Source organism: Kitasatospora albolonga (assembly GCF_039535905.1).
Taxonomy (GTDB): domain Bacteria; phylum Actinomycetota; class Actinomycetes; order Streptomycetales; family Streptomycetaceae; genus Kitasatospora; species Kitasatospora albolonga.
Window position 1 is genome coordinate 42,404 of sequence record NZ_BAAAYB010000076.1, and the last position, 26,993, is coordinate 69,396.

Sequence of the window (26,993 nt, forward strand, 5' to 3'; positions counted from 1 at the left end):
GGCGGGTCAGCTCCCCGATCCGGGCCGGTAGTGCTGGCCGTAGGGGTCGTTGGGGTCGTAGTAGGGCTCCTGCTGCGGCTGCCCCGGCACCCAGGGCTGCTGCTCCGGCTGGTCGTAGCCCGGGTACTCGGGCTGCGGCTGCTGCTCGTAGCCCTGCTGGTAGGGGTCGTAGCCGTAGGACTGCTGCTGCTCGTAGCCGTAGGGCACGGCGGCGGGCTGCTGGACGGCGTACTGGTCCCAGCCGTACGGGTCGGCCTGCTGGTACGGGTCCTGGTACTGCCCGTCCGGGGCGGCGGGTTCGGGTTCGGCGGCGGTCTGGGCCGGGATGGCGGCGTAGACGCCGGTCTCCTCGGCCGCGGACTGCTCCTCGCCCTCTCCGCGCTCGGCCATCCGGCGGGCCCGGCGGCTGCCGGGGGCCGGGGCCTGCGCCTGGGCGGCGGCGGCCAGCGCGGCGGCGGCCACCACCTCCTCGGGCAGGTCGTCGTCGTTGTGGTTGCGTCGGCCGGGCAGCGCCAGCACCAGGACGGTGAGGCCGAGCAGCACCTGGGCCCAGATCCAGCCGGTGTGCAGCAGGCTGCCGCTGCGGGTGACGTCCAGGGTGCCGCCGCCGGCCGGGAGCTTGAAGCCCTGCGCCCAGCCGTCCAGGGTGACCGGCTCCAGCTCGGTGCCGTCCAGGGTGGCCTTCCACTCGGGGGCGGCCTCCTCGGCCAGCCGCAGGGTGCGGCCGGCCTCCCCGGCCGGGAGCTTGCCGTGGACCTCGCGGACCCCGGCCGGGAACGGCTTGGCCGTGCCCTTGGCGTCCACCACCGCGGCGCGGGTGGCCGTGGCACCGGTGACCTGCCAGAGGCCGATGCCGTCCTCCTCGCTGAGCTTGGTCAGGCCGGGGGTGGTGTCCAGCACGTCCCGGGCCTTGCCGGTGAGCGGCTGCTTGAGCTCGACGTAGCCGATGCCGCGGGCGGCCAGGGCCTTGGCCTGCTCGCCGCCGGAGCCGCCGAGCAGCTTGCCGACCAGGCCGTCCAGCGCGCCCTTCGGGTCGTCGTCGAGGGCCACGGTGCCCTCGGCCTGACCGAGCGTCAGGCCGGAGCCGCGGACCAGGGCGTAGCGCACGGTGTCGCCGTCCCCGGTGACCACCAGGGTGCGGGCCCGGTCGGTGGTGCCGGCCTCCTCCGCGATGAAGGCGGGCACCTGGGCGGCGTCGCCCCGGCGCAGCGGGCCGTCGGCGCCGGTGACGGCCCACCAGACGGCGGTGCCGAACGGGGCCAGCACGGCGGTGGCCAGCACCAGGGCGGCGACCGGCTGGCGCCAGCCGAAGGCGATGCCGGAGACGCGGGCGTTGGCGCCGTCGGCGCCGATCGCGGCGGCGGCCAGCAGGGCCACGCCGGCCAGCAGGGTGGCCGGGCCGGCCCAGGCGGCGACCGGGACTCCGCCGGAGGCCGGGGTGACGCTGGTACCGGCCACCACCACGGTGAAGATCATTCCGGCCAGGGCGGCGCCCCAGGCCGCCAGTACGGCGCGGCGGCGGTCGGCGCGCAGCAGTGCGGCGAGGGCTGCCAGCACCACGCCGGCGGAGAGCCAGACCGGCGGCACCCCAACGCCGCCGGGGTTGACCAGGGCCAGGCCGAGCGGGCTGGCCGCCGGGCCCTCCAGGCCGGGCAGCCCGGCCTCCAGCAGCAGCCGGGACGGGTGCGCGAGCACCTCCAGCGACCAGGGGGCGAGCACCAGCACGGGGGCGCCGAGGATCACCAGGACGCGCAGGCCGAGCAGCCGGACGGCCTCGCCGCCGGAGCCGTAGGCACCGCCGCGCAGCACCGCGTGGGCCAGTGCCGCCAGGCAGAGCGGGAGGGCGATGGCCCAGGTGAGCGGGACGAAGGCGGTGCAGACGGTGAGCATCAGCACCGTCATCCAGGTGGACCGCCAGCCGGGGCGGGCGCCCTTGGCGGCGGTCTCGGCACGGATGCCGAGGCCGGCGCTGATCGCGGCGGCGCGGGCCAGCGGCGGCAGCAGCACGGCGAGCACCGCGGTGCCGATCCGGCCCTGGGCCAGCGCGCCGGTGGCGGCGGGCAGCAGGGCGTACCCGGCGCTGGCCCAGGCGCGGACCAGCTTGGACTCGATCAGCGGGCGGGAGACCAGGTAGGCGCTGACCGCGGCGAGCGGGATGGCCAGCACCAGCAGCAGGGCGACCATCAGGTCGGCGTTGCCGAGCAGCAGCCAGGAGAGCACCGCGAGCACGCCCAGGTAGGGCGGGGGCGGTGGCGGTGGAGCCGCCGCCGACCGGGTGCCAGGCGTCCGCGTACATCGACCAGAGGCCCGACGCACCGTCAGCGGCGGGCAGCAGCGCGCCGCCCAGCAGGCCGCCACCGCCGAAGAGGTTGCGGCAGGCGATCACGGAGACCACCAGCAGGGCGGTGAAGAGCAGCGGGGCGGGGCGCCGGGCTAGCTTCTTGATCAGGGCGAACTGCTCGACCACCAGGTCGTCGGCGTCCTCGTCGCCCGGGCCGGACTCGGCCGAGCCGTGCCGGCCGGCGCCCGGGTCCTCGCCGCCGCCGATGCCGAGGGCGCCGATCATGCCCTCGACCGCGAGGCGGGTGGTGGCGCCGGGGGCCGGGAAGAGCGTGCGGTCGTCCAGCGGGTCGCCGGACCTGGTCCTGGCCCGCCGTTTGCGGGCGGCCAGCAGGCGGGGCAGCCGGACCAGCTCGTGGCCCAGGCCCGCCAGCTCGTCGAACGCCTGCTTGGGGTCCTTGCCGACCACGTTGACCAGCATCCGGAGCAGGGTGCCGAGCACCAGCCGGAGCAGCACGTACGGGAGCAGCAGGCCCTTGGAGTTGGCCAGCAGGGTGTAGACGGCGCCGGCCTTGTCGACCCGGTGCGGGTGGGCGGAGCCGCAGTCGATCTGGCGGCGCTCACGGCTGGCCGCCTCGGCGTGCCGCAGCACCGCGTCGGGGGCGACCACGACCCGGTGGCCGGCGGCGTTGACCCGCCAGCAGAAGTCGGTGTCGTCCCGCATCAGCGGGAGGGCCTTGTCGAAGCCGCCGAGCTCCTCGAAGACGTCCCGGCGGACCAGCATGCCCGCGGTGGAGACGGCGAGCACCGGACGGACCTGGTCGTGCTGGCCCTGGTCCTGCTCGCGGCGGTCCAGGCCGGTCCAACGGCGGCCGGAGCGGGCGATGGTGACGCCCACTTCGAGCAGCTGGCGGCGGTCGTACCAGCTGCGCAGCTTGGGTCCGACCACGGCGGCGGTCGGAGTGGAGTCGGCGACCTGGAGCAACCGGCGCAGGGCGTCGGTCTGCGGCTCGCAGTCGTCGTGCAGCAGCCAGAGCCACTCGACCGGCTCGGTCTCCCGCGGGCCGCCGCGGCCGAGCTCGTCCTCGGCGCCCAGCGGGTCGCCGAAGTCGTCCCAACCGCCCGTCACCGGGTCGTACCCGGAGGGGTCGAGGCTGTACGGGAGGTCCTCGGGGCGCAGCGGCGGGGAGTTGAAGACGGCCTGGCCCACGGCGTTGCCGAAGCCGGAGCGGCGGCCGAGGACCAGCGGACCGCTCTCCGGCAGCCAGTCGCCGAGGGTGTCCCGGAGCAGCTGGGGGGAGGTGTCGGTGGAGCCGGTGTCGACGGCGAGGATGCGCTGGACCGGACGGTCCTGCCCGAGCAGGCCGGCCAGGGCCTGCGGGAGCCACCGGGCACCGTCGTGGGAGACGATCACGGCGGTGACCAGGTGGCGCGGGTATGCGGGAGGCCGGGCAGCGGAGAAGCCGCTCTGGTGGCTGTAGACGGTCATCGAGTGCGTGAGCCCCAAGCTTCTCGGTGCGGCCAAGGGAGTTGGCGCACCACACTAACGGCTCCGGGTGGCGGCCTCGTCCCCGGTGTACCGCCGAGCACGTGCGGAAGCGGGGGAAAAGGGATGGCATGACCGTGCGGCGAGGCCCGGACGCCGGGTGCCGTCGGCACATTCGGGAGTTGTGCGGGAATCGGGCCGGAAATGCGAAAGCGCCCCACCGTCTCAGGTGAGGCGCTGCACGAACTCGAGAACGGCCGGTCAGACCGCGCTCTTCTTGAGGCGACGGCGCTCGCGCTCGGAGAGACCGCCCCAGATGCCGAACCGCTCGTCGTTGGCGAGGGCGTACTCCAGGCACTCGGAGCGGACCTCGCAGGCCAGGCAGACCTTCTTGGCCTCGCGGGTGGAGCCGCCCTTCTCCGGGAAGAAGGACTCCGGGTCGGTCTGGGCGCAGAGCGCCCGCTCCTGCCAGCCGAGCTCCTCTTCGTCCTCTTCGATGCCCTCACCGATCAACAGCTCAAAGAGCTCGCTCATCTCTGGCGCCTCCTCTGCCCCTTTTGGCGTCCCCGTGGTGTTGCCGTTGCCTGGAGCGGCGGAACGACACGAGTGAAATTACATGTGCGTCACTCTGGCCCAGTCAAGCCGAGCTCTGGTATTGGGCCGAGGATTCACTCCCCGGAACCAAGGCACTACGGCAAGTGTACATATCCGGACATGATGGTCTTACTGCCCTAAACGGACCAATCAGCCGGAACCACCCACTGCCTGACACGCAGTCAACCTGACGCCCCCTCAGCCCCACCACCCCCCGAACGGGTGGACGCGGGCCGCGGCGCACTCGGTTGCCGCTGGTCACCGGCTGCCTTCCCGGCGATCTTCACATCGAAACATAGAGGGTGATTTATCACCCCATCCGGTGGTTCATGCTCGAAGTTCCCCAAATGCCCGGGGGATCAGGTTGACACTGGGGCCCCTCTTGCGGTCTCCTTGCCCTCATGTCAGAGTTCGCCACCCTCGTGAGCCGCCGCCAGGCGCTGCTCCGTCGTGCCGCGAGCTCCCTCTGTTGTCGCCTCTGTTCCTGTATCTAGGCGCACGCGTCCCACCGCGCGCCGCCCAGGAACACCGAGGCCGCCCGCGCGACAGTCCCCCCTGAATCCCCGCGGACCGGCTGAACACCCGCCGATCTCCGCATCCGAGGATTCCGCCCCATGCGAATGCCCCGCCTCCGCAAGCGCAACCGTGACCGCGCCCGGCAGCAGCGTCTGCTCGCAGCCGCCACCGTGCCCGCCCCGCGCTGGACCGACGGCCTGAGCGACGTCTCGATCGCCGGTGACCCGACCGCGTTCCAGCACCTGGCCCGCACCGACCTGCCCGCCCACCCGACCACGGTGGCCGGCTACGCCCGGCTGGTCCGCGAGATCGCCGCCGACCGCTCCCGCTGGGAGCCGCTGGTCCGCTACGACGCCCTCACCCGCTGGTACTCCCGGCTGGAGACCGGCCCCGGCTACGAGGTCTGGCTGCTCAGCTGGCTGCCCGGCCAGGGCAGCGGCTTCCACGACCACGGCGCCTCCTCCGGCGTGATGACGGTGGTCCGGGGCGAGCTGGTCGAGCGGGCGCTGACCCAGGACGGCGAACAGCAGCGGCCGCTCCCCGAGGGCACCCGCCGGGTGTTCTCCTCCGGGTACCTGCACGAGATGGTGAACGCCTCGCTGGAGCCGGCCGTCTCCATCCACCTCTACTCGCCGGGCCTGGTGGAGATGAACCAGTACGGCGCCGCTCCCACCACGGCCGCGACCGAGCACCGGATCGACGCGCACTGACGGCCCGTGGCCTCGCGGCGGGTGCCGCCTGGCAGGATGGGCGCATGCGCATCGTGGCACTGGCAGGCGGCATCGGTGGGGCGCGCTTCCTGCGCGGGCTCCGGGAACTGACCGGCCCTCAGGACGAGATCACCGTCATCGGCAACACCGGGGACGACATCCACCTCTTCGGGCTGAAGGTCTGCCCCGACCTGGACACCGTGATGTACACCCTGGGCGGTGGCATCCACGAGGAGCAGGGCTGGGGCCGGGCCGACGAGACCTGGTCGGTCAAGGAGGAGATGAAGGCCTACGGGGTCGGCCCGGACTGGTTCGGGCTGGGCGACCGGGACTTCGCCACCCACATCGTGCGCACCCAGATGCTCGCCGCCGGGTACCCGCTGAGCGCCGTCACCGAGGCGCTCTGCGCCCGCTGGCAGCCCGGCGTGCGGCTGCTGCCGATGAGCGACGACCGGGTCGAGACCCACGTGCGGATCACCGAGGACGGTGCGCCCCGCGTCGTGCACTTCCAGGAGTACTGGGTGCGGCTGCACGCGGCGGTGGACGCCGAGGCGATCATCGCGGTCGGCGCCGACACGGCCAAGCCCGCCCCCGGCGTGCTCGAGGCGATCGCCGCGGCCGACGTCATCCTGCTGCCGCCGTCCAACCCGGTGGTCTCGATCGGCACCATCCTGGGCGTGCCCGGCATCCGGCAGGCGGTGGCCTCGGCCGCCGCCCCGGTGGTCGGGCTCTCCCCCATCATCGGCGGCGCCCCCGTGCGCGGGATGGCCGACAAGGTGCTGGCGGCGGTGGGCGTGGAGGCGAGCGCCGAGGCGGTGGCGCTGGACTACGGCTCCGAGCTGCTGGACGGCTGGCTGGTGGACACCACCGACGCGGCCGCCGTCGAGACGGTGGAGGCGGCCGGGATCGCCTGCCGGGCGGTGCCGCTGCTGATGACCGACGTGGCCGCGACGGCCGGGATGGCGCGGGCGGCGCTGGAGCTGGCCGAGCAGGTGCGGGCGTGACCACGGTGGGGCCCGGGGCTGGGCCGGGGGCGTTCTCCGTCCTGCCGGTGGCCGGGCTGCCGGAGATCGAGCCCGGCACGGACCTGGCCGAACTCATCGCCAAGGCGGGCGAGTTCGAGGACGGCGACGTGGTGGTGGTCACCTCGAAGATCGTCTCCAAGGCTGAGGGCCGGATCGTCGAGGCCGCCGACCGGGAGGCCGCGATCGACGCCGAGACCGTCCGGGTGGTGGCCCGGCGCGGCCGCTCCCGGATCGTGGAGAACCGCAACGGCCTGGTGATGGCCGCCGCCGGCGTGGACGCCTCCAACACCGCACCCGGCACCGTCCTGCTGCTCCCGCTCGACCCCGACGCCTCGGCCCGCGCCCTGCGGGCCCGGCTGCGGCAGCTGACGGGCCGCCGGCTGGGCGTGCTGGTCACCGACACCTTCGGGCGGCCCTGGCGCAACGGGCTCACCGACGTGGCGATCGGCGCGGCCGGGGTCGCGGTGGTCGAGGACCACCGGGGCCGGCGGGACAGCCACGGCAACGAGCTCACCCTGACGGTGACCGCCACCGCCGACGAACTGGCCGCCGCCGGCGACCTGGCGAAGGGCAAGGCCAGCGGCGTGCCGGTCGCCGTGGTGCGGGGCCTCGGCGGCGTGGTCACCGAGGAGGACGGCGACGGGATCCGGCCGCTGCTGCGGCCGGTGGTCGACGACCTGTTCCGGATGGGGACCTCGGAGGCGCTGCGGGAGGCCGTCACGCTGCGGCGGACCGTACGCTCCTTCACCGCCGAACCGGTGGACCCGGAGGCCGTGCGGCGGGCGGTGGCGGCGGCCGTGACGGCCCCGGCCCCGCACCACACCACGCCGTGGCGCTTCGTGCTGGTGGAGACGGCGGAGGCCCGGGAGCGGCTGCTGGACGCCATGCTCGCCGCCTGGCGGCACGACCTGGCCGAGCTCGACGGCTGGGACGAGGCGAAGATCGCCCGGCGGACGGCGCGCGGCAACGTGCTGCGGGCCGCGCCGTACCTGGTGGTGCCGTGCCTGGTCACGGACGGCTCGCACGACTACCCCGACGCGCGGCGGGCCGCGGCGGAGCGGGAGATGTTCGTGGTGGCGATGGGGGCGGCCGTGCAGAACCTGCTGGTCACGCTGGCCGGGGAGGGCTACGGCTCGGCCTGGGTCTCCTCGACGATGTTCTGCCGCGACACCGTGCGGGAGGTGCTCGACCTGCCGGACGGGTGGGACCCGATGGGCGCGGTGGCGGTCGGGCGGCCGGCGGAGGAGCCGAGGGCGCGTCAGGCGCGTTCGGCGGACGCCTTCCTGACGGTGCGATGAGCGGGCTGGGGCTGCTGGTCGTCTACACGGCCCGGCTCGCGGAGTGCGTCGACTTCTACCGGGGGCTCGGGCTGCGGTTCACCGCGGAGCGGCACGGCACCGGGCCGGAGCACTACGCGGCGGAGCTGGCCGACAGCACCGTCCTGGAGCTCTACCCCGCCCGGGCCGGTCGCGAGACGGGCGCCCTCCGGCTCGGCCTGACCATCGAAGGCGCGGACGGGGTAAGGCTGTTGACCGATCCGGACGGCCGGACGGTGGAGGTGCGGGGACCGCTCAGCGGTGGCGGTGGTCGTTCGGGGTGAGGCGGGGTCCGTAGCGGGGGGCACGGGCGCCGGTCAGACCGATCAGGCGGCAGACCCGGTGGCGGTGGCCCGCGTACGGGGCCAGCAGCGCGAGCATCTGGGCGTCGTCGCTGCGGGGGCGGCCCGCGAGGGCCCAGCCGACCAGGTTCGGCAGGTGGAAGTCGCCGACCGAGACGGCGTCCGCGTCGCCGTTGCTGCGCTGGAGGGTCTCGGCGGCGGTCCACGGGCCGATGCCGGGGACGGTGGTGAGGCGGGCGATCGCCGCCTCGTGCGGCAGGGCTGACGCCTCTTCGAGCCGGGGTGCGAGACGGACCGCCCGGACGACGGTCGCGGCGCGCTTGGGGTCGACGCCGGCGCGGTGCCACTCCCAGGACGGCAGCATCGCCCACTCCCGGGCGGAGGGCGTGACCCGCATGCCCTCGGCCGGGCCCGGGGCCGGGGTGCCGAAGTCCTTGAGGAGGGTGCGCCAGGCGCGGTACGCCTCGTCGGTGGTGACCTTCTGTTCGAGGATCGCCGGGATCAGGGACTCCAGGACCAGGCCGGTGCGGGTGAGGCGCAGGCCGGGGTGGTTGCGCTGGGCCTCACGGAGCGGGCCGGGGGGCAGGTGGAGTCCTGACGGGTCGTCGGAGGCACCGAGGAGTTGCGGGACGCGGTCCAGCAGCCATTCGGCGCCGGGGCCCCAGGCGTGGGCCTCGACGGCTCCGGCGCTCTGGGCCAGACGGAGGGTGCCGACGCCGGCGGGGGTGCGGGAGGCCCGCCAGACGGCGCCGTCGCCGCTGGTGCGGTACGCCGGGTCGGCGGGACCACGGCGCAACGGCAGCAAGGTCCGCCCCAGGTCCAGCGGGAACCCGGGCTCCCAACGACGCACCGCCTCCGACACCTTGCCGCACCTCCGAGGCGAGGATACGCGGCGGGGATTCGGTCACACCGGGGGCGCGAGGCCCTGCGCGCGGGGGAACGGCAGCACGTGCAACTGGCTCGCGTGCCCCGATCTCACGCTGCTCCGCCTTCCGGTTCGCGCAGTTCCCCGCGCCCCCGGTGTCACCACTTCCGCCCAGGGTCACCTTCCCTGGAGGTGGGTGGACCAGGTGCGGATGGCGGGGAGGCGGGTGTAGAGGGCGGTCCCGGGGCATTCGGTGTTGAAGGCGTCGCGGTGGCCGGAGACGGTGTCGAAGGTGGCGGTGGTGCCCTTGGGGTAGCGGCTGCCGTCGGAGGCGGAGGTGAGTTGGGTCTTGCCGTTGGCGGGCTGGCCGGTGAGGCCGAGCTTCCAGGCGGCGAGTTTGGCGATGCCGTCGATCTGGGGTTGGGGGACGGCGTCGGCCGTGTAGCGGCCGAGGGCGGCGACGCCGGCGGTGTCGGTGTTGAAGCCGAGGGTGTGGGCGCCGAGGACGGCCTGGGCGACTCCGCCGGCGCGGCCCTCGTAGACGGTGCCGCAGCGGTCGACCAGGAAGTTGTAGCCGAGGTCGCGCCAGCCGTTGCTCTTGACGTGGTACTGGTAGATCGACCGGATGACCTTGGGCGCGTCGGAGCAGGCGTAGTCGTTGGCGGTGTCGGTGTGGTGGACGAAGACCGCGCGGACCGGGCCGGTGTAGGTGAAGTCGGGCTCGCGGATGGACTCGTCGGCGCCCCAGCCGGCCCGGGTGACGATGCCCGGCCGGGGTGCGGCCCCGCCCGCGCGGCGCAGCGGCACGTCCTGCCCGGGGTCGACCAGCTCCGCGCGCAGGCCGCGCGGGGCGGTGCCGGTGAAGCGGACCTCGACCCCGTCGCTGGGGCCGACCCAGAGCGGGGAGGTGGCGCCGCGCCGGGCGGCCTCGGGGCCCTCGGGGTCGGGGCGGTCGTCGGGTTCGACGGCCAGCGGGTGCCAGGGGCTCCAGTCGCCGCCGACGGCGCGGGTGCGGACCTCGACGGTGCCGTCCGGGGTGGCGGCGGGGTCGTCCCAGCTGACGCCGACCAGGGAGAACGGGGCGGTGCCCTGCTGCGGCAGTCCGCGCTGACCGTTCGTCAGGGGGATGGTCCTGACGCTTCCGGAGGAGCCCGCAGCGGGGCCCTCGGCGAGGGCGGGCGAGGGGAGCAGGAGGAGGGCGCTGGTGGCGGCGGTGGCGGCGGCGAGCAGAGCGAGGCGCATGAATGGGATATTGAGGGCAAAACGGTTCTGACGCCACGTCGGTTCCGCCGGGCGGCCGCCTCTCCCCCGCCGGACGGGGAGGTCGTAGGCTGGGGCGCACCATGACTGCGCCATTCGCTGCCGACGCCCGCACCCCCGCCGAGCTGCTGCACGCCTACCTGCGCCCGGGGGCCCTCGACGCGGACCCGACCCGTCCGCTGGTCACGTTCTACGACGACGCGACCGGCGAGCGGGTGGAGCTCTCCGCCAAGACCTTCGACAACTGGGTCGCCAAGACCGCCAACCTGCTCCAGGACGAGCTGAACGCCGGTCCGGAGGACCGCGCCGCGCTGCTCCTGCCGGCCCACTGGCAGAGCGCCGTCTGGCTGCTCGCCTGCTGGTCGGTGGGCGTGGTCGCGGTGCCCGGCGGCGCCCCGGCCGACGCCGACCTGGTGGTGAGCGGCCCGGACGGGCTGGACTCCGCCAAGGACTGCTCCGGCGAGCGGGTGGCGCTCGCGCTGCGTCCGCTCGGCGGGCGGTTCCCGGCCCGGCCGGACGGCTTCCTGGACTACGCCGCCGAGGTGCCGGGGCAGGGCGACCGGTTCGCCCCGTACTCGCCGGTGCACCCGCAGGCGATGGCGCTGGAGACGGTGGTGGAGGACGGGCTGCCGCTGAAGCTGACGGGGGAACAGACCGTGGCGCTGGCCCGGGAGGGCGCGGCCCGGCTCGGCCTCGACACCTCCAGCCGGGTGCTCAGCACGCTCTCGTACGACGACTGGGCCGGGCTGGAGGCCGGGCTGCTGGCCCCGCTGGTGGCCGGTGCCTCGGTGGTGCTCTGCCGGAACTCGGGCGGGCTGACCGAGGAGCAGTGGGCGAAGCGGATCGAATCCGAACGAGTGACTCTGCGTCTGGGCTGATCCGCCCGGACCGGCGACCGGGTAGGAATCCCGGTCATGGCCGAGGACGATGACCAGAGCGAGCGCCCCCCGACCGTCCGCGGCGGGGGGCGCCGCCGCATCCTGCTGATCCTCTCCGGGGTGCTGGCGCTGCTGCTGGTGGCCGGAGGCGTGGTGGCCTGGATCGGCTACCGGAAGCTGGACGGCAACATCGGGACCGACACCGCCACCGGGCAGCTGCTGCGGCACGACGAGTCGGAGCGGCCCGAACGGGGGCCGCAGCAGGCCAGGAACATCCTGCTGATCGGCAGCGACGACCGCAGCGGGGCCAACGGCGAGTACGGCTTCGCGGGCGGGCAGCGCTCGGACACCACGATCCTGCTGCACCTGGCGGCGGACGGGGAGCACGCCACCGCGGTCTCCATCCCCCGGGACGCGATGGTCCGGGTGCCGGCCTGCGAGCTCCCGGACGGGACGCGCTCGACCCCCCGGTTCGTGCAGTTCAACTGGGCCTTCGAGCTGGGCGGTCCGGCCTGCACGATCCGGACCGTGGAGCGGCTCAGCGGCATCCGGATCGACCACCACCTGATCCTGGACTTCACCGGCTTCAAGAAGATGGTGGACGCGGTCGGCGGGGTGGAGGTGTGCGTGCCCCGGGCGATCCACGACCGCAACGCCAAGCTGGACCTGCCGGCCGGGCGGCAGGTGCTGGGCGGGGAGCAGGCGCTCGGGTACGTCCGGGCCCGGGAGACCCTCGGGGACGGCAGCGACACCCAGCGGATGGGGCGTCAGCAGGAGTTCCTGGCCTCCATGGTGCGCAAGGTGCAGTCCACCGGGGTGCTGCTCAACCCGACCCGGCTCTGGCCGCTGCTGAACGCCGCCACCGAGGCGGTCACCGCGGACGAGGGGCTGAGCCGGCTGGGCGCGCTCTACGACCTGGCCCAGGACCTGCGCTCGATGCCGACCTCGAACGTGGTCTTCCTGACCACCCCGCGCCGCCCCTACCCGGGGAACTGGGACCGGGACCAGCTGGTCCAGCCGGACACCGACCAGCTGTTCGCCGCGCTGCGGTCCGACCGCGCGGTGAGCGTGCGGGCCTACCAGGTGCCCGCGTCGCCCTCGCCCACCCTGCTGGCCGACGGGGCGCCCTCGCCGCTCCTGCGCGACCCCTCGGTGGACGGCTCCACCGCGCACGAGCCCCCGCCGGGCGCCTCCGCCGGCCCCTCCCCGGACGACCTCGGCGGCTGGACGCCGTCGGCCGGCCCGACCGCCCTGCCGACCGCCGAACCGACCCTGGAGGGCCGGACCGCCGACCAGGAGGTCTGCTCGATGCACTGACCGCGGCGGTCGGGGGCGGTCGGCCCCGGTCCGACGGGGCGTGAACTTTGCCCGTTTTCACGGTGTTTGACCACCGTGGCAACGGTCACAGTACGACCGGATCATGACCGGAGCTCGTCTAGGGTGTCCGGGGTGAACAGCGGAAACCGGCACGACGGACACCTCGCGGACCAGACCCCGGCCGCAGTGGACCCGGCCGACCAGTGGGTGCTCGACCCGGCCACCGGGGAGTTCCGGCTGGACCTGGACGCCGCACCGGCCCCCGCCCAGGCCACCGTGCCCCGCCCGCGGGCCGCCCGGGCTCCCGCAGCCCGGCCCGGAGCCGCCGCACCGCCGGCCGGCCGACGGGCCTCGCGCCGCCACACGGGCGGCGGCGGTCGCCGACGCGCCGTCAAGTGGACCGCCGGGGTGGCCGCACTGGTCCTGGTGGCGGGCTGCGGCGGGGCGCTGTACGCCTACCAGCGCCTGAACGGCAACATCTCCTCGGTGAACGTCCAGGTCGGCCCGGACTCCGAGCGCCCGCAGGCCGCCGCCGGGGCGATGAACATCCTGGTGATCGGCACCGACAGCCGCAAGGGCCTGGGCCGCGAGTACGGCGACGAGGGCAGCCCCGGCCACGCCGACACCACCCTGCTGATGCACGTGGCCAAGGACCGCAGCAACGCGACGGTGATGAGCATCCCGCGCGACCTGATGGTCACCATCCCGGAGTGCGAGACGGACGGGAAGAAGATCCCGGGCACCGCCAGGACGCTGTTCAACGAGAGCCTGGGGCAGGAGGGCCGTGACCCGGGCTGCACCTGGCGGACCGTCGAGAAGATGACCGGCATCCGGATCGACCACTTCCTGATGGTGAACTTCGAGGCGGTGAAGACCCTCTCCACCGCCGTCGGCGGGGTGGAGGTCTGCGTGGCCAAGGACATCAACGACACCGGCTCGCACCTGAAGCTGACCAAGGGCCGGCACGTGGTGCAGGGCGAGGACGCGCTCGCCTTCGTCCGCACCCGGCACGCCGTCGGCCAGGGCAGCGACCTGTCCCGGATCGAGCTCCAGCAGCAGTTCCTCAGCTCGATGATCCGCAAGATGAAGAGCGGCGACACCCTGACCAGCCCGACCAAGCTGTTCAACCTGGCCGACGCCGCCACCAAGGCGCTCACCGTGGACGCGGGCCTGAAGAGCGTGGACAAGCTCAAGGACCTGGCGCTGGACCTCTCCAAGGTGGACACCAAGCACATCACCTTCGCCACCGTGCCGGTGCTGGACGACCCGAAGAACAAGGGCCGGGTCATCCTGAACGAGAAGCCCGCCGAGCAGCTGTTCGCGATGGTCGCGGCCGACCGTTCGCTGACCGAGGTGGCGGCCGCGGCCGCGGCGCCCTCCGCCGAACCGTCCCCGGCCCAGGCCTCGGCCCCGCCGGCCGCCACGGTGGACGCGGCCGCCGTCCGGGTCACCGTGCGGAACGGCTCCGGCACCCCCGGCCAGGCCACCAAGGCCGTCACCGCCCTGAAGGGGAAGGGCTTCGCCCAGGCCGGCACCGGCAAGGACACCGCCGCCGCCGCGACCACCACGGTCTCCTACCCCAAGGGCCGGGCCGAGCAGGGCGCCGCCCTGGCCGCCGCGCTCGGGCTGCCCGCCGAGGCCGCCAAGGAGAGCACCGCGATCGCCGCCGGGGAGCCGCTGCTGCTGGTGCTCGGCAAGGACTTCACCGAGCTCGGCAAGCCCGCCGCGCCGGTGCCGACCGAGGCGCCCAAGGACCTCCAGCGGGTGCAGGCGGACGACGCCGACGTGTGCGCGAAATAGGCGGAGATGGTCAAACTCACAGTCATACGATCGTTCTGACTGTGTAACAGATCCGCGATCGACGTGGTGGCGTCGGGTAGGTTCCGAACAGGTGGCCTACGGGGGGCTGCTCACGACGAGTGGTGGTGCTACCGATGACGAACGTCCGGACACGGCCGTCCGAAGGGCGCGCCGCCTCCCGGCAGGCCGCCGAGCAGCGGCGGGGCGGACGGCGCGTGCTGCGGTGGCTGGCCCTCGGCCTGGCCTTCCTGCTGCTGGCCGCCTGTGGCGGCGGCTACTGGTACTACCAGCACCTGAACGGCAACTTCGACTCCGGCGAGCGGAACCTCAGCGACGCCTCCGGCGCCAGGACGGCCCCCAACGCGGCCGGCCAGACGCCGATCAACATCCTGATGATCGGCACCGACAACCGCGGCTCGGCCAAGAACATCGCCCTCGGCGGCTCGGCCGACGACGCCGGGCGGCCCGGCCTGGCCGACGTCCAGATGCTGCTGCACGTCTCCGCCGACCGCTCCAACGCCTCGCTGATATCCATACCCCGCGACACCCTGGTGACCATCCCGGCCTGCCGCAGCGAGGACGGGAAGACCACCAAGCCCTCGGTCCGCAGGACGATGATCAACGAGGCGCTGGCCCGCGGCGGCCCCGGCTGCCTGCTCGGGACCTGGCAGGCCATCACCGGCCTGTACATCGACCACTACATGATGATCGACTTCGCCGGCGTGGTGGACATGGCCGACGCGGTCGGCGGCGTGCCGGTCTGCGTCAACATGAACCTCTACGACCGCTACCGCAAGGGGCACGGCGGCACCGACCTCAAGCTCGCCAAGGGCACCCACCGGATCCAGGGCGAGCAGGCGCTGCAGTGGCTGCGCACCCGCGACGCCTGGGGCGACGACATCGGCCGGACCAAGGCCCAGCACCTGTACCTCTCGTCGATGGTCCGGGAGCTGAAGTCCAAGGGGACGCTCACCGACCCGGGCGCGCTGCTGAAGCTGGCCGAGACCGCCTCGAAGTCGATCAGCCTCGACAAGGACCTGGCGGACGTCAAGGCGCTGCTCGACCTCGGCACCGACCTGCGCAAGGTGCCGACCGAGCGGATCACCACCCTCACCGTGCCGACCGTGACGGCCACCAGCGACGAGAACCGGCTGGAGCTCAAGGAGCAGGACACCCGGCAGATCTGGGACATGCTGCTGGCCGACCGTCCGCTGGACGACAAGGGCCCGGCCCCGAACTCCTCCCCCACCCCGTCACCGACCCCCTCCCCGTCGGCGGGCACCGTGGCGCCGTCGACCGTGCCGGTCACCGTGCAGAACTCCTCCGGGGTGGAGCGCCGGGCCGGCGACGTCAGGGCGGCGCTGGTCGCCAAGGGCTTCACCAAGGCCTCGACCACGGCCAACGGGACGGCCCGCAAGACCACCCAGCTCGAGTACCCGCCCCAGCAGTCGGCCGAGGCCCAGGCGGTCGCCGCCGCCCTCGGGCTGCCCCGCACCGCCCTGCACGAGGGCACCGCCAAGAGCGAGCTGCTGCTCTCCGTCGGCGCCGACTGGCCGAGCGGCACCGCCTTCCCGGTGACCGCCCCGCCGACCCAGCTCCCCAAGTCGGCCGAGGCCGTCACCGCCGACAACGACAAGAACTGCATGGACGTCAACCCGCAGGGCGGGCTCTACACCTTCTGAGCCCCGCCCTCGGCGTCCTCGCGCAGCACGCCGTCGCTCTCGGTGTAGCGCTCGCCGGTGCGGGGGCACAGCCAGCTGCCGGGGGCGGTCTCGGTGAGCGGCTCGCCGGCCCGGCCGACCCACTTGAGGCGGCGGGCCGGGACGCCGGCCACCAGGGCGAAGTCGGGGACGTCCCGGTGCACCACGGCGCCCGCCGCGACCAGGGCCCAGCGGCCGACGGTGACGCCGGGCGTGATCACCGCGCGGGCGCCGATCGAGCTGCCCTGACGGAGCGTCACGCCCTGCGCGTGCCAGTCGTCCCCGCGCTTGAGCTTGCCGTCCGGATCCACCGAGCGCGGGTACACGTCGTTGGTGAGCACCGCCGCCGGGCCGACGAAGACGCCGTCCTCCAGGACGGCGGGCTCGTAGACCAGGGCGTGGTTCTGCAGCTTCACCCGGTCCCCGATCACCACGCCGGGGCCGACGTACGCGCCGCGCCCGATGATGCACTCCGACCCGATCACCGCGTCCTCGCGGACCTGGGCCAGGTGCCAGACCGTACTGCCCTCGCCGATCCGCGCCCGCTCGTCGACGTCGGCGCTCTCCACCACTCGCACTGGGTTCCCCATGGCGCCGAACATAGCGTCACGGGGCCCCTGCCGGTGGCCGGTTGGAGGTGACCGGCATCATCCGGCCGGGGCGAACGGGTGCATGAACGTTTCGGCGAGCGGGCCCGCGTACGGCGTACCCGCCCGGCGCGTCCTGCTTCCGTGCTCCCGCGGCGCGCCTACCATCCGAGGGTGCCGCCGACTGCCGCCCGTCACGGGACCGACCCCCAGCGCACCCCACCGGTGCGCCGCCGGTGGGGCCGGTGGCTGGCGGGCGCCGTCTCGCTCGCCGTGCTGGCCACCGCCTGCGGCGGCCGGACCCTGCTGGCCGGGGTCGGGGACGCGATCGGCCGGGTGGACGCCTTCGGCTCCGCCGGGGACCGGCCGCCCGACGACGGGGTGACCACCTTCCTGGTGGCCGGCACCGACGACCGGGAGGGGATCCCGGCCGACACCCTGAAGGGGGTGCTGCACGCCGGCGGCGAGTCCTGCCACTGCACGGACACCCTGATGATCGTCCAGCTGGCCGCGCACGGCGGCCGGGCCAGCGTGGTCTCCGTCCCGCGCGACTCCTACGTGGTGATCCCCGCCCACCGCGACCTGGCCACCGGCCGGGAGGTCCCCGAGGGCCACGGCAAGGTCAACGCCGCCTACGGGATGGGCGGCCCCGCCCTCACCGTCCGCACCGTGGAGCGCAACACCGGCCTGCGGATCGACCACTACCTCCAGGTCGACTTCCTCTCCTTCGTCTCCACCGTGGACGCCCTCGGCGGGGTCGAGGTCTGCACCGCCAAGCCCCTGAAGGACCAGTACTCCGGACTGGACCTGCCCGCCGGGACGACCCGGCTGGACGGGGCCGGCGCGCTCAGGTACGTCCGGGCGAGGCACGTGGACGGCAGCTCCGACCTGGGCCGGATGCAGCGTCAGCAGAAGTTCCTGGCCCAGCTGTTGCGGCAGGCCACCGCGAGCGGGACGCTGCTCAACCCGGTGAAGCTCTCCCGGGTGACGGAGACGGTGCTGCGGTCGGTCAAGGCCGACCAGGACCTGTCCAGCGCGGACCTGGTGGCGCTGGCCACCCAGCTCAAGGACCTCTCGCCGGCCACGGCGGACTTCGCCACGGTGCCGCTCAAGGACGTCAACCACCAGGTGGAGGGCTGGGGTTCGACGGTGCTGTGGGATCCGGCGGGAGCGAAGGCGCTGTTCGACGCCGTCCGGAACGGGCAGCCGCTGACCGAGCGCTCCGCCCCTCCCCCGGCCGCGGCGCCGGTCGCTCCCGGGGCGGTGCCGCCGGGGCAGATCCGGATCCAGGTGCTCAACGGGGCCGGGACGGCGGGGCTCGGCGCGCGGGTGGACGGGGACCTACGGAAGGCCGGCTTCGCGACGACGGGGGCTCCGTCGAACGCCGGTGGGGGGAGCGCGGCGCGGACGGTGGTGCGGTACGACCCCCGGTGGGACGAGTCGGTGAAGACGCTGGCCGCCGCCCTGCCGTACGCCGAGCTGGTGCAGGCCCCGGGGCTGGGCGCCACCATGCAGGTGATCGCCGGGACCGACTACACCGGCGCCCTCCCGGCCCAGACCTCTCCGTCCCCCACCACCGCCCCGTCGGCACCCGCTCCGGCCGTATCGGCCAACACGGGCACGGACATCAGCTGCCCCTGAGGTTGGTGGCTACGCCTCCGGGGGCGCGGGGCCCTGCGCGCGGGGGAACGGCAGCACGTGCAACTGGCTCGCCTGCCCTGGTCCAGCGCCGGTCCGCCTTCCGATTCGCGCAGTTCCCCGCGCCCCCGAAGCATCACCACGTTCCTCAAGTGAGCCAGACGGTGACCGTGGTGACCAGGTACGCCGTCAGGGAGAGGCGGTTGACCAGGAGTTCGGGGAAGTGGTCGGGGGTGTCGGTGGTGGGGCGGGCGGTGGGTTCGCGGGCGGCGCGGGTGACGGCGGTGGCGAGGGCCTGGGGGTCGTAGTCGCCGAGGCCGAGCCATTCGACGGCGCGGTGGCCGATCCGGAGTTCCTGGTCGTCGCTGGTGCGGACCGTGACGCGGCCGTTCGCCGCGGTCGCCGCGGTGATCTCCGGCCAGGCGGTCCGACGCCTCGTCAGGCCGGTGCTGGTCACCAGGGCGTCGCGGTCGAAGCGGGCCTGCCAGCCGAGGGCGGCCACCACGGCGGGGATGGTGGAGCCGCCGAGGAGCAGCGGTTGGAGCAGGCCCGTCCACCAGCCGTCGGCGGAGCGGGAGACCACCACCGCGCCGAGGACCAGGGCGGCGGCCGGGCCGACCGCCAGCCGGAGGCGGGCGGGCATGCCCTGGTCGTCGGTCGGGCGCGGGGCGGTGGGTCTCGGGCGGCGGAGCACCTTCACCTGCGGGGTGCAGACCACGGCGATCCAGTCGAGTTCGAGGACGCCCTCCCGGTCGTCGTGGTGGCTCCAGCGGCGTACCAGGACGGGGGCGGACGCGCCGTCAGGCCCCTGGTAGAGCAGGGCGGTCCGCAGTCCGGGCGGGCGGTCCTCCTCGCCCTCCCAGTGGAGCGGGAAGTCTCCGAGCGGCACCCAGGCGGTGCCGTTCCAGCCGAGGTACTGCCGGGTGGAGAGCCGCCAGAGCGGGCCGCCGCCCTCGGGGCCGACCACCTCCTCGTCGCCGTCCGGGTGGTGCACCACCCGCAGGGCGGGGGCGCCGGGGGCGGCGAGGTCGCGGATCAGGCGGACGCTGCGGGCCGAGGAGCCGAGCACGACCAGGCCGACGCTGCCGAGCAGCGTCGCCGCCATCAGCCAGACGGTGGGGTCGTAGGCGTCGCCGGCCGGGCGGACCCAGCCGTCGCGGTCGGCCAGCAGCGGGAGGGTGTCGCCCGGCTTCGGGTACGCGTCCCAGTACACCTCCACCCCGGCGGTGCGGGGCCGGTCGTCCCCGGGCAGCCGGTACTCGACCTCCGTGTCGCCGAGCTCGTCCGAGGAGAGCACCCGGCCGGGGACGGTCTCGGCCCGGGCGGCCCGGGCGTCGCTCTCCTCCTGCCGCTCCAGGCCGGTCAGCACCGAGACGGCGGCAAGCCCGAGCAGCAGGCCGCCGAGGACCAGCCGGACGACGGGCCTGGGCGGGGCGGGGGCCGGGGCACCCGCCAGGGTCCAGGGGTAGGGCTGCTGACCGCCCATCAGGTCGGCCAGCCGCTGCCGGGCGGCCCGGCGGCCCGCGCCGGCCCGGGCCAGCACCACCAGCAGAGCGGCCTGGGCGGCCAGCGCGGTCCAGCGGCTCACCTGGTCGGGCAGGCCGTCCGGGACGTACCAGATCAACGGCAGCAGGGCGGCCGGGATCAGCACCAGCCCGCGCGGCCGGGCCAGCAGGGCGACGGCCTCGGCCAGCAGGGCGGCGGCGATCGCCCCCTCCGCCCAGCTCTGCCCGCACGGGTGGGCCGGGCCGCAGAGCAGCGGCGTCCGGGCGGCCTGACCCATCGCCACCACGCAGACCAGCAACGGCACCGCGCACAGCCACCGGCTGTCCCACCGCTGCGCGGTGCGGGCCGCCAGCCACCGCTCGGCGAGGTCGTCGGTCAGGGGCGGCGGTGCGGCGGGGAGCGGCGGAGCGGGATGGAACATGCGCCCGATGGTCCCATCCGCCCTCCCGGGGCCCGTCCACCGGGTACGGCGCAGGGCCCCGCCGTGGTGGCGGGGCCCTGCGGGGTCGGTCGGCTACTTGGCCTGGGAGGCGGTGATGTCCTTGGCGCCGAGGGCGCCGCCGGGGATCTCGCTCCAGTTGGAGACGGCGTTGGTGTTCAGGGTGAAGTCGGCACCGTAGGCGCGGCCCTGGGCCAGGCCGTAGAAGTGCACGGTCTTGCCGTCGGGGGTGGTGGTGGCGGCGACGTTGTCGATCGCGGAGCCCGGGCGCTGGGTCCAGGAGGCGTCGAAGTGGCCCTGGTCGAAGTTGCCGTACTGGGTGTGGAAGGAGCCGCCGTAACCGGCGACGGCGAGGATCACGTTGTTCCCGGTCTGGGTGGCCGCGATGTCGCGGACGTCGGTGGCGCCACCGGGGATCTCGGACCAGTTCGCGGTCGAGTTGGTGTTCAGCGTGAAGTCCGAGCCGAAGACCCGCCCGCCGGCCACACCGTAGAAGCGCACGGTTTCGGCGTCCGCCGAGGCGACCGAGGTGATGTTGGTCAGGCCGGAACCCTCTCGCTTCACCCAGTTGGGGTCGAAGTGGCCCTTGTCGTAGTTGCCGAACTGGGTGAAGAACGAACCGTCACCACCGGCGATGCCCAGGATCACGTTGGTCCCGCTGTTCGTGGCGGTCAGGTCACGCACACCCGTCGCACCACCCGGGATCTCGGCCCAGTTGGTCCAGGAGTTGCCCGGGTTCAGGTCCCGGCCGTACACCCGGCCGTCGGCCACCGCGTAGAAGTGCGTCACGTCCCCGACCGTCACCGAGGTCACCTTCGACAGCGAAGCACCGCCCACATCGGTCCAGTTCGGGTTGAACCGGCCCGCCGCGTAGTTCCCGTACTGGTTGTAGAACGAACCCTGCGCGCCCACGATCCCGAGCTGAACGTTCACCGGCGAGGACACCGACGGAGTGGTCGGGGTCGAGTCGTTGCCACCGATCGGAGAGACGAAGCCGCTGATCCTCTGGGAGCCGCGGTAGCCACCCACGGTGGAGGTGTAGGGGGCGGACTCCCGGACCGAGGAGTAGGACGGCCCCTTGCCCCCACTACCCTCGTTGCCGCCGATGGTGGTGATGGTCCCGTTGCCCACGGAGACGACGATCGCGACGTGGTCGTCGGCCGTGGTCCCACCGGCGTTGAAGAGGACGGCGTCTCCGACGTGCGGGGTGGACTGCAGGCCCGCGCCGTAGTCGGCGAAGCTGATGGCCCCCGGCGTCAGACCGTCGACGTTGACGCCGTTCCGGGCCCAGACCCACTTGGCGAAGTCGGCGCACCACGCCTCCGGCGAACCGTTGTTTCCGTTGCAGCTGGAGTAGTAGCCGGTGCCATTGGCGCTGTTGGTGCTGCAGGCGCCCTTTCCGAGGTTGGCACGGGCCGTGTCGACGATGCTCGAACCGACCGAAGCGGAGGCGTTCGGGGCGCCGAGGAACATCACCGCCGGGACGGCGGAGAGCAGGGCGAGCGAGGTGGTCAGGGCACGCTGGACGGGCTTCGAGGACATGGCTGTGCTCCGCTCCGGGAGGAAGAGACGTGACGGTGGTGTGGTCACGCGGACGGCTGCCCTGCAGGCGCAGCGGTCGGCGTGGTTGACGTACCGTCAGCGAGGTTCTCCCCGTACCGGTTTGCGGGTTCGTCCTGCTGACAACGACAAGCATCGTCGCTGGTCAGCGGCGTCGGAAGGGGTTCCGTCGGGACGGAAGCGGCCCCGGACGGATGCGTCCAGGGCCGGGCCGCCGGGCCGCCTCAGGGCTGGGGGACGCGGGGGGCCGGGGTGCGCAGGCCGATGCGGCGGGCGGGGGCTCCGGCCCAGATCTCGTTGGGGCCGGTGGAGGTGGTGAGGACGGCGTTGGCGCCGACGATGGTGCCCGCGCCGACGGTGAGCACGCCGCGCTTGCAGACGATCTTCGCGCCGGCGCAGACCATCACGCCGTCCTCCAGCACCACCCGCTCCATCGCGCTGCGCTCCTGCGGCACCCACGGGTCGGCCCGGCCGATGGTGACGCCGTTGTAGAGCGTGACGTCGGCGCCGAGGGTGGTGTACGGGTGCAGCACGGTGCCGAAGCCCCGGTGGTAGACCTTCAGTCCGGGGCCGATCTCGACGGGGGCGGGGACCTCGACGCCGTAGAGCGCGAGGGCCTCCTGGACCAGGCGGCCGAAGAGCCGGCTGCGACGGTGGGCGATGAGGGTGGTCACCAGTGACATGCAGCCCATTGTGGACCCGTGATGACGGAGTGTGAGCCGAGGCGCGGTCAGGAGTTCGGAACCGGCCGGTCGTTCTGGATCGCCTCGAACAGGCGCTTGGAGGCCTGCGGGGCCCAGAGGATCGAGGAGCCGGCCGGGGTCTGGTAGTTCTGCTCGGCGATCGGGACGGTGAGGGCGGTGCCGCCGGAGCCGGAGACCTGGTCCATCTGCCGGGCGAACCGGGCCAGGGTCCAGAGCGAGGAGTCCTGGTCCACCGTCAGGGCGCCCAGGGTGGCACTGAGGAACGGGTAGAGGACGAAGGGGTTCAGCAGGGTGGCCGGGCTGAGCACCTCGGAGGCCAGGGCCTTGAGGAAGGCCTGCTGGTTGCCGATCCGGCTGAGGTCGGAGTCGGGCAGCGAGTAGCGGGTGCGGACCAGGGCCAGGGCCTGGGTGCCGTTCAGGTTCTGGCAGCCCGCCGGGAGGTCGGCCCCCGACTTGGCGTCCTTCACCGGCTTGTCCAGGCACATCTCGACCCCGCCCAGGGAGTCCACCACGTCCACGATGCCGGTGAAGCCGACCTCCACGTAGTGGTCGATCCGGATGCCGGTGTTCGACTCGACGGTGCGCACCAGCAGGGCCGGGCCGCCGAGGGCGAAGGCCGCGTTGATCTTGTTCTTGCCGTGTCCGGGGATCGCGACGTAGCTGTCGCGCGGGATGCTCATCAGCACCGGGCCGTTGTCGCCCTGGTGCAGCACCATGACGGTGTCGGTGTTGGTGCCGGAGTCGCCGCCGACGTGCAGCTCGCGCTGCTGCTGGGGCGTCAGGCCGGCCCGGCTGTCCGAGCCGACCAGCAGCCAGTTGGTGCCGGGGCCGTCAGCCGGGCGGCCGTCCCAGTCGGTGACGGCGTCCACGTGGCGCAGCTTGCCGTCGGCCCAGAGGTACGTCCCGAGCGCGGTGCCGACCAGGGCGAGCAGCAGCAGGCCGACCGTCCACCGGATGACGCGCCACCAGTTCCGCCTGCCACCACTGCCGTTGCCGCCCATCCCCCGAGTGTGTCGCGCCGGGCGCGCGGGCCCGGCGCGACACCCGGGGGCTACTTGAACTCGGGGACCTTGGCGTCGTTCTTGAAGGCCTCGAAGAGCTGCTTCGACTTGGCGTCGTCCCACTTCACCGCGGACTCACCGGTCTTGGTCCGGAAGTCCGGGTTGGAGATCGGCACGGTGATCGACCGGCCGTCGCCACCGGTCACCGCGCGCATGGCGAGGAAGAGCGAGCCGATGTCGCCGAGGCCGGCGTCCTCGTCCACGATCAGGGTGCCCAGGCCCGCGCTGACCATCGGGTAGAAGGTGAACGGGTTGAGCACGGTGCCGGGCGAGGCGGCCTGGTGGGCCAGTGCGGCCAGGAACTTCTGCTGGTTGCGCATCCGGCCCAGGTCCTGGTCGGCCATCTGGTGGCGCTGGCGGACGAAAGCCAGCGCCTGACTGCCGGTCAGGGTCTGGGTGCCGGCCTTGAGGTCGAGACCGGAGTCGCGGTCCTTGATGTCCTTGTCGATCTTCATCTCGACGCCGCCGACCGCGTCCACCAGGCCGACGAACCCGGCGAAGCCGATCTCGGCGTAGTGGTCGATCCGCAGGCCGGTGTTGGCCTCCACGGTCTGCACCAGCAGACGGCCGCCGCCGCCGTTGAAGGCCGCGTTGATCTTCGAGGTGGTGGCCGGGACGGTCTTGCCGTTGCCGTTGGTGTTGGGGTGCTCGGGGATGTTGACCCAGGAGTCGCGCGGGATGCTCATCAGGGTGTTCCCGTTGTCCCCGATGTGCAGCAGCATCATCGAGTCGCTGCGCTTGCCGACCGCCGAGCCGGTGTGCAGCGAGTCCTCCTGGGCGTCCGTGAGGCCCTGTCGGCTGTCGGAGCCGACGATCAGCCAGTTGGTGCCCTTGCCGGCCGGCGGGCGGCCCTTGTAGTCGGCCAGCACGTTCTCGTGGTTGAGCTTGGAGTCGGCCCAGAAGTAGGTGCCGGTCGCGGTCAGCAGGAGCGCGGCCAGGGTGGCGTAGACGCCCACCTTGATCTTGCGCTTGCGCGGCCAGGCGGAGTTCGACGGCCGAGGCGGTCTGGGCGCGCCGGGGGTGCCCGGCGGTATCGGGGCACCGGGGCCACCGGAGCCGCCGGGCTGGGCGGCGGGGGACGTCCGGGGCGGGCGGGGTGAAGGCGGGGGCCGGGGCGCCGGGGCCGCGCGGGTTGAGCGAGGCCGGCAGCGGCGCGCGGTCGGCCTGCCGGGGCACGGGCTGGGGCGCCGGCCGGCTCTGGCCGGGCTTGAGCGGCTTCGGCGCGTTCGGGCCGCGCGGGTTCAGCCCCGCGGGGAGCGTCGGCTCCTCGGGGTACGGGGCGCTCTCGCCCGGGGCGCCCCCGTTCTGGGCGCGGTACGGGTTCGGCTCGCCCTCGGAGCCGTAGCCGCCCGGCGAGCCGCCGTACCCGTTGCCGCCGCCCTGGCGGCCCTCCTGCCACGTGTTCATGGGGGGAAGGATGCCCGAAACCGCGGGCGCTCAGTACGGCGGGGGCACCCACGGGGGCCCCTTGTATCCGTTTTGATGCACGCCGCGGACCGCCCCGGCGCATCGTCACCGACCGGACGGAACCTGCCCGCTGACCGGACCGACCTTGACCCCCTCGAAGGCCCGTGGTCCCATGAAACGCATGGAGCAGCAGAGGATTCTCACGCGGAGGCGGCACGTCGACCTGCTGCGCGTGGCCTGCTCCCTGTGTAGTGGCTGACCGCTCGCCACCGTCTGCACCCTTCTCCCGCGCACCGCCGCGCGCTCAGCCCTGCCGCTTCCACGCTTCCGAGGTGCCCCCATGGCCACTGTCCTGTCCGTCTCCGGCTCCCCGTCGCCGACCTCCCGCACCACCCGCCTGCTCCGCCACGTGGTGGACGCCCGGCTCGCCGAGCACGGCCACCGGGTGGTCGAACTGGACGCCCGCGCGCTGCCGGCCGCGGCACTGCTGTCCGCGGACTTCTCCGACCCCCAACTCATCGAGGCTGCACGGCTGTTCGCCGAGGCGGACGGCGTGGTGATAGGCACTCCGGTGTACAAGGCGGCCTACTCCGGGCTGCTCAAGGCACTGCTGGACGTGCTGCCGCAGCACGGCCTGGCCGGCAAGACCGTGCTCCCGCTGGCCACCGGCGGCTCCACCGCCCACGTGCTCGCGGTGGACTACGCCCTGCGGCCGGTGCTCTCCTCCATGGGGGCGGGCCACATCACCCAGGGCTGGTTCCTGCTGGACCGTCAGGTCGGGGCGGCGGCGGACGGCTCCACCGTGCTCGACCCGGAGGCCGCCGCCCAGCTCACCCCGGTGGTGGACGCCTTCGCAGCCGCGCTGGAGCGCCACCGGGTGCCCGCGCTGGCCTGCTGACCCTGACCCGGTGCCTCCCCCGGCAGGGTTTGCCCCATGAGGAGCGCCGGGCGGCGCGACGGGGCAAACCCTGCCGGGGGAGGCACCAGTCCCTGAGAAGGTGCCCGAAAACCCCTAGGGGAACCGGGGGGTAGCCCGTACATCGAGAGTTGGGCGGCTTCCTCCCGGCGGATGACGATCCGTTCGGGCGCCGCTCCTAACGTGGTTCTTACCTCGCCGGTCCGGCCGCTCCCAAGGCCCCGAGAGCGGGGCACACGGGTGGACCACGACCTAGGAGTATCCAGTGACGACGGCAGCGAACGCCGTGCAGGACCCGCAGCTCTCGGGCGGCAACGCCGCCATCCGCCGCGGCAGCGCGGCAGGTGACCAAGGCGTACGGGGACGGCGAGACCCGGGTCACCGCGCTCGACGCCGTCGACGTCGACATCCACCGGGGCCGGTTCACCGCCATCATGGGGCCCTCGGGCTCCGGCAAGTCGACCCTGATGCACTGCCTGGCCGGGCTGGACACCGTCTCCGAGGGACGGATCTGGATCGGCGACAGCGAGATCACCGGCCTGAAGGACAAGCACCTGACCCGGCTCCGCCGGGACAAGATCGGCTTCATCTTCCAGGCCTTCAACCTGCTCCCCACGCTCAACGCGCTGGAGAACATCACGCTGCCGATGGACATCGCCGGCCGCAAGCCCGACCAGGCCTGGCTGGACCAGGTGGTCTCCACCGTCGGCCTGGCCGACCGGCTCAAGCACCGCCCGACCCAGCTCTCCGGCGGCCAGCAGCAGCGCGTCGCGGTGGCCCGGGCCCTGGCCGCCCGTCCCGAGATCATCTTCGGCGACGAGCCCACCGGCAACCTCGACTCCCGCTCCGGCGCCGAGGTGCTCACCTTCCTCCGCCGCTCGGTGGACGAGCTCGGCCAGACCATCGTCATGGTGACCCACGACCCGGTCGCCGCCTCCTACGCGGACCGCGTCCTCTTCCTGGCCGACGGCCGGATCGTCGACGAGATGTACGCCCCGACCGCCGACTCCGTCCTCGAGCGCATGCGCCGCTTCGACGGCAAGCGCACCAGCTGAGACGGGATCAGACTCCGATGCTGCTCAAGACCTCACTACGGAGCTTCTTCGCCCACAAGGGCCGGATGGCG

20 protein-coding genes and 1 pseudogene are annotated in these 26,993 nt (G+C 73.7%); 11 read left to right on the top strand and 10 right to left on the bottom strand.

Annotated features, from left to right (window positions below; translation table 11 throughout):
* Positions 1-6: 6 nt before the first annotated feature.
* A pseudogene (locus ABD946_RS42780) lies at positions 7-3,769 on the bottom strand (glycosyltransferase).
* A 258-nt stretch (positions 3,770-4,027) separates the two neighbouring features.
* Positions 4,028-4,300 (bottom strand): WhiB family transcriptional regulator, encoded by a 273-nt coding sequence (locus tag ABD946_RS18395; protein WP_145790473.1) that lies wholly within the window; start codon positions 4,298-4,300, stop codon positions 4,028-4,030.
* Between the two features lie 674 nt (positions 4,301-4,974).
* Between ABD946_RS18395 and ABD946_RS18400 the strand changes: the two genes are divergently transcribed.
* From ABD946_RS18400 to ABD946_RS18415, 4 genes are read left to right on the top strand one after another with little or no spacing between them, the layout of a single operon-like run.
* The gene (locus tag ABD946_RS18400) at positions 4,975-5,586 is read left to right on the top strand and encodes a cysteine dioxygenase (RefSeq protein WP_345284882.1); all 612 of its coding nucleotides are present in this window, start codon (positions 4,975-4,977) and stop codon (positions 5,584-5,586) included.
* Positions 5,587-5,630: 44 nt separating this feature from the next.
* Complete coding sequence (gene cofD, locus ABD946_RS18405; protein WP_345284884.1) at positions 5,631-6,590, top strand: 2-phospho-L-lactate transferase; 960 nt, start codon at positions 5,631-5,633, stop codon at positions 6,588-6,590.
* A 5-nt stretch (positions 6,591-6,595) separates the two neighbouring features.
* On the top strand, positions 6,596-7,909 hold the full coding sequence (locus ABD946_RS18410) for a coenzyme F420-0:L-glutamate ligase (RefSeq protein WP_345284926.1): 1,314 nt from the start codon (positions 6,596-6,598) through the stop codon (positions 7,907-7,909).
* Positions 7,906-8,211 (top strand): VOC family protein, encoded by a 306-nt coding sequence (locus ABD946_RS18415; protein ID WP_345284886.1) that lies wholly within the window; start codon positions 7,906-7,908, stop codon positions 8,209-8,211. The genes ABD946_RS18410 and ABD946_RS18415 overlap by 4 nt, the downstream gene beginning before the upstream one ends.
* On the opposite strand, the gene ABD946_RS18420 is transcribed toward ABD946_RS18415, so the two are convergent.
* Both ABD946_RS18420 and ABD946_RS18425 read right to left on the bottom strand, forming a co-directional pair.
* The gene (locus ABD946_RS18420) at positions 8,183-9,091 is read right to left on the bottom strand and encodes a DNA-3-methyladenine glycosylase family protein (protein WP_345284888.1); all 909 of its coding nucleotides are present in this window, start codon (positions 9,089-9,091) and stop codon (positions 8,183-8,185) included. The genes ABD946_RS18415 and ABD946_RS18420 overlap by 29 nt on opposite strands.
* A gap of 180 nt (positions 9,092-9,271) precedes the next feature.
* A complete protein-coding gene (locus ABD946_RS18425; protein WP_345284890.1) occupies positions 9,272-10,336 on the bottom strand; it encodes a peptidoglycan recognition protein family protein in 1,065 nt (354 codons plus the stop codon).
* Positions 10,337-10,437: 101 nt separating this feature from the next.
* Between ABD946_RS18425 and ABD946_RS18430 the strand changes: the two genes are divergently transcribed.
* The 4 genes from ABD946_RS18430 (at position 10,438) to ABD946_RS18445 (ending at position 16,031) form a co-directional block, all read left to right on the top strand.
* Positions 10,438-11,232 carry a TIGR03089 family protein gene (locus ABD946_RS18430; RefSeq protein ID WP_345284892.1) on the top strand — a complete coding sequence of 265 codons (795 nt, stop codon included), beginning with the start codon at positions 10,438-10,440 and terminating at the stop codon, positions 11,230-11,232.
* Between the two features lie 36 nt (positions 11,233-11,268).
* Entirely contained in the window at positions 11,269-12,549 is a 1,281-nt protein-coding gene (locus ABD946_RS18435) for an LCP family protein (RefSeq protein ID WP_345284894.1), read from the top strand.
* A 132-nt stretch (positions 12,550-12,681) separates the two neighbouring features.
* Entirely contained in the window at positions 12,682-14,349 is a 1,668-nt protein-coding gene (locus ABD946_RS18440) for an LCP family protein (RefSeq protein ID WP_345284896.1), read from the top strand.
* A 134-nt stretch (positions 14,350-14,483) separates the two neighbouring features.
* The gene (locus ABD946_RS18445; RefSeq protein ID WP_345284899.1) at positions 14,484-16,031 is read left to right on the top strand and encodes an LCP family protein; all 1,548 of its coding nucleotides are present in this window, start codon (positions 14,484-14,486) and stop codon (positions 16,029-16,031) included.
* Here ABD946_RS18445 and ABD946_RS18450 read toward each other — a convergent pair.
* Entirely contained in the window at positions 16,019-16,639 is a 621-nt protein-coding gene (locus ABD946_RS18450) for an acyltransferase (RefSeq protein WP_345284901.1), read from the bottom strand. The two genes, ABD946_RS18445 and ABD946_RS18450, sit on opposite strands and share 13 nt — an antisense overlap.
* Before the next feature lie 171 nt (positions 16,640-16,810).
* On the opposite strand from ABD946_RS18450, the gene ABD946_RS18455 reads away from it, so the two are divergent.
* Entirely contained in the window at positions 16,811-18,277 is a 1,467-nt protein-coding gene (locus ABD946_RS18455) for an LCP family protein (protein WP_345284903.1), read from the top strand.
* Between the two features lie 145 nt (positions 18,278-18,422).
* Here the strand turns inward: ABD946_RS18455 and ABD946_RS18460 are convergent, their stop codons facing one another.
* The 5 genes from ABD946_RS18460 to ABD946_RS18480 form a co-directional block, all read right to left on the bottom strand.
* Positions 18,423-20,201 (bottom strand): hypothetical protein, encoded by a 1,779-nt coding sequence (locus ABD946_RS18460; RefSeq protein ID WP_345284905.1) that lies wholly within the window; start codon positions 20,199-20,201, stop codon positions 18,423-18,425.
* Between the two features lie 93 nt (positions 20,202-20,294).
* Positions 20,295-21,761 (bottom strand): CHAP domain-containing protein, encoded by a 1,467-nt coding sequence (locus tag ABD946_RS18465; RefSeq protein ID WP_345284907.1) that lies wholly within the window; start codon positions 21,759-21,761, stop codon positions 20,295-20,297.
* 242 nt (positions 21,762-22,003) lie between these two features.
* Complete coding sequence (locus tag ABD946_RS18470) at positions 22,004-22,462, bottom strand: hypothetical protein (RefSeq protein WP_345284909.1); 459 nt, start codon at positions 22,460-22,462, stop codon at positions 22,004-22,006.
* 47 nt (positions 22,463-22,509) lie between these two features.
* Positions 22,510-23,484 carry an LCP family protein gene (locus ABD946_RS18475; RefSeq protein ID WP_345284911.1) on the bottom strand — a complete coding sequence of 325 codons (975 nt, stop codon included), beginning with the start codon at positions 23,482-23,484 and terminating at the stop codon, positions 22,510-22,512.
* A gap of 50 nt (positions 23,485-23,534) precedes the next feature.
* On the bottom strand, positions 23,535-24,500 hold the full coding sequence (locus tag ABD946_RS18480; RefSeq protein WP_345284913.1) for an LCP family protein: 966 nt from the start codon (positions 24,498-24,500) through the stop codon (positions 23,535-23,537).
* 791 nt (positions 24,501-25,291) lie between these two features.
* Here ABD946_RS18480 and ssuE point away from each other — a divergent pair.
* Positions 25,292-25,849: an NADPH-dependent FMN reductase gene (gene ssuE, locus ABD946_RS18485; protein WP_345284915.1), complete on the top strand. Its 558-nt coding sequence runs from the start codon at positions 25,292-25,294 to the stop codon at positions 25,847-25,849.
* A gap of 362 nt (positions 25,850-26,211) precedes the next feature.
* Complete coding sequence (locus tag ABD946_RS18490; RefSeq protein ID WP_345284917.1) at positions 26,212-26,922, top strand: ABC transporter ATP-binding protein; 711 nt, start codon at positions 26,212-26,214, stop codon at positions 26,920-26,922.
* The last annotated feature ends 71 nt before the right edge of the window (positions 26,923-26,993 follow it).